This is a genomic window from Streptomyces sp. NPDC088254 (genome assembly GCF_044740925.1).
Classification (GTDB): Bacteria; Actinomycetota; Actinomycetes; order Streptomycetales; family Streptomycetaceae; genus Streptomyces.
Map to the genome: position 1 here is coordinate 1,765 of NZ_JBIURQ010000021.1, position 3,508 is coordinate 5,272.

General features: G+C 57.4%; 2 rRNA genes. Both read left to right on the forward strand.

Annotation, left to right across the window (positions count from 1 at the left end):
* The first annotated feature begins 182 nt into the window (after positions 1-182).
* Positions 183-3,304, forward strand: a 23S ribosomal RNA gene (locus ACIOC0_RS38895).
* Between the two features lie 87 nt (positions 3,305-3,391).
* Positions 3,392-3,508, forward strand: a 5S ribosomal RNA gene (gene rrf, locus ACIOC0_RS38900).

Consider the following 3,508-nt stretch of genomic DNA (forward strand, 5'->3'; position numbering starts at 1 on the left):
CTAGTACTGCTCTTCGGAGCGTGGAAAGCTGATCACGAGTGGCGGGGGTGCCGGGCACGCTGTTGGGTGTCTGAGGGAATGAACTCCCTCGAGATGCCGGCCCCAGTGAACTCCGACTTCGGTTGGGGGTGATGGGTGGCTGGTCGTTGTTTGAGAACTGCACAGTGGACGCGAGCATCTGTGGCCAAGTTTTTAAGGGCGCACGGTGGATGCCTTGGCACCAGGAACCGATGAAGGACGTGGGAGGCCACGATAGTCCCCGGGGAGTCGTCAACCAGGCTTTGATCCGGGGGTTTCCGAATGGGGAAACCCGGCAGTCGTCATGGGCTGTCACCCGCTGCTGAACACATAGGCAGTGTGGAGGGAACGCGGGGAAGTGAAACATCTCAGTACCCGCAGGAAGAGAAAACAACCGTGATTCCGGGAGTAGTGGCGAGCGAAACCGGATGAGGCCAAACCGTATGCGTGTGAGACCCGGCAGGGGTTGCGCATGCGGGGTTGTGGGATCTCTCTTCTGTCGTCTGCCGGCGACAGGACGAGTCAGAAACCGTTGATGTAGGCGAAGGACATGCGAAAGGTCCGGCGTAGAGGGTAAGACCCCCGTAGTCGAAACGTCAGCGGCTCGTTTGAGAGACACCCAAGTAGCACGGGGCCCGAGAAATCCCGTGTGAATCTGGCGGGACCACCCGCTAAGCCTAAATATTCCCTGGTGACCGATAGCGGATAGTACCGTGAGGGAATGGTGAAAAGTACCGCGGGAGCGGAGTGAAATAGTACCTGAAACCGTGTGCCTACAAGCCGTGGGAGCGTCGGACATCAAGCTTGCTTGGTGTCTCGTGACTGCGTGCCTTTTGAAGAATGAGCCTGCGAGTTTGCGGTGTGTTGCGAGGTTAACCCGAGTGGGGAAGCCGTAGCGAAAGCGAGTCCGAACAGGGCGATTCAGTAGCGCGCTCAAGACCCGAAGCGGAGTGATCTAGCCATGGGCAGGTTGAAGCGGAGGTAAGACTTCGTGGAGGACCGAACCCACCAGGGTTGAAAACCTGGGGGATGACCTGTGGTTAGGGGTGAAAGGCCAATCAAACTCCGTGATAGCTGGTTCTCCCCGAAATGCATTTAGGTGCAGCGTCGTGTGTTTCTTGCCGGAGGTAGAGCACTGGATAGGCGATGGGCCCTACCGGGTTACTGACCTTAGCCAAACTCCGAATGCCGGTAAGTGAGAGCGCGGCAGTGAGACTGTGGGGGATAAGCTCCATGGTCGAGAGGGAAACAGCCCAGAGCATCGACTAAGGCCCCTAAGCGTACGCTAAGTGGGAAAGGATGTGGAGTCGCACAGACAACCAGGAGGTTGGCTTAGAAGCAGCCACCCTTGAAAGAGTGCGTAATAGCTCACTGGTCTAGTGATTCCGCGCCGACAATGTAGCGGGGCTCAAGCGTACCGCCGAAGTCGTGTCATTGCAGCAATACGGCCAACGCCGGCTGTGATGGGTAGGGGAGCGTCGTGTGCCGGGTGAAGCAGCACCGGAAGGTAGTTGTGGACGGTTCACGAGTGAGAATGCAGGCATGAGTAGCGATTCACACGTGAGAAACGTGTGCGCCGATTGACTAAGGGTTCCTGGGTCAAGCTGATCTGCCCAGGGTAAGTCGGGACCTAAGGCGAGGCCGACAGGCGTAGTCGATGGATAACCGGTTGATATTCCGGTACCCGCTGTGAAGCGTCAAACATCGAGCATCGTGATGCTAAGGCCGTGAAGCCGTTCCGGACCCTTCGGGGAATGGAAAGTGGTGGAGCCGCCGGACCAAGCGGTTAGTAGGTGAGTGATGGGGTGACGCAGGAAGGTAGTCCAGCCCGGGCGGTGGTTGTCCCGGGGTAAGGGTGTAGGACGTCAGGTAGGTAAATCCGCCTGGCAATAGTCTGAGACCTGATGCCGAGCCGATTGTGGTGAAGTGGATGATCCTATGCTGTCGAGAAAAGCCTCTAGCGAGTTTCATGGCGGCCCGTACCCTAAACCGACTCAGGTGGTCAGGTAGAGAATACCGAGGCGTTCGGGTGAACTATGGTTAAGGAACTCGGCAAAATGCCCCCGTAACTTCGGGAGAAGGGGGGCCACATCCGGTGATGGAATTTACTTCCTGAGCTGGGGGTGGCCGCAGAGACCAGCGAGAAGCGACTGTTTACTAAAAACACAGGTCCGTGCGAAGCCGTAAGGCGATGTATACGGACTGACGCCTGCCCGGTGCTGGAACGTTAAGGGGACCGGTTAGCTCACCTTCGGGTGGGCGAAGCTGAGAACTTAAGCGCCAGTAAACGGCGGTGGTAACTATAACCATCCTAAGGTAGCGAAATTCCTTGTCGGGTAAGTTCCGACCTGCACGAATGGCGTAACGACTTCTCGACTGTCTCAACCATAGGCCCGGTGAAATTGCACTACGAGTAAAGATGCTCGTTTCGCGCAGCAGGACGGAAAGACCCCGGGACCTTTACTACAGTTTGATATTGGTGTTCGGTTCGGCTTGTGTAGGATAGCTGGGAGACTTTGAAGCAGCCACGCCAGTGGTTGTGGAGTCGTCGTTGAAATACCAGTCTGGTCGTGCTGGATGTCTAACCTGGGTCCGTGATCCGGATCAGGGACAGTGTCTGATGGGTAGTTTAACTGGGGCGGTTGCCTCCTAAAGAGTAACGGAGGCGCCCAAAGGTTCCCTCAGCCTGGTTGGCAATCAGGTGTTGAGTGTAAGTGCACAAGGGAGCTTGACTGTGAGACCGACGGGTCGAGCAGGGACGAAAGTCGGGACTAGTGATCCGGCGGTGGCTTGTGGAAGCGCCGTCGCTCAACGGATAAAAGGTACCCCGGGGATAACAGGCTGATCTTCCCCAAGAGTCCATATCGACGGGATGGTTTGGCACCTCGATGTCGGCTCGTCGCATCCTGGGGCTGGAGTCGGTCCCAAGGGTTGGGCTGTTCGCCCATTAAAGCGGTACGCGAGCTGGGTTTAGAACGTCGTGAGACAGTTCGGTCCCTATCCGCTGCGCGCGCAGGAATATTGAGAAGGGCTGTCCCTAGTACGAGAGGACCGGGACGGACGAACCTCTGGTGTGCCAGTTGTTCTGCCAAGGGCATGGCTGGTTGGCTACGTTCGGGAGGGATAACCGCTGAAAGCATCTAAGCGGGAAGCCTGCTTCGAGATGAGTATTCCCACCCACTTGATGGGGTAAGGCTCCCAGTAGACGACTGGGTTGATAGGCCGGATCTGGAAGCACGGTAACGTGTGGAGGTGACCGGTACTAATAGGCCGAGGGCTTGTCCTCAGTTGCTCGCGTCCACTGTGTTGGTTCTGAAACCACGAACGGCCCCACGCTGCCACGCGTGGTGCGGCTGAAACAGTTTCATAGTGTTTCGGTGGTTATAGCGTGAGGGAAACGCCCGGTTACATTCCGAACCCGGAAGCTAAGCCTCACAGCGCCGATGGTACTGCAGGGGGGACCCTGTGGGAGAGTAGGACGCCGCCGAAC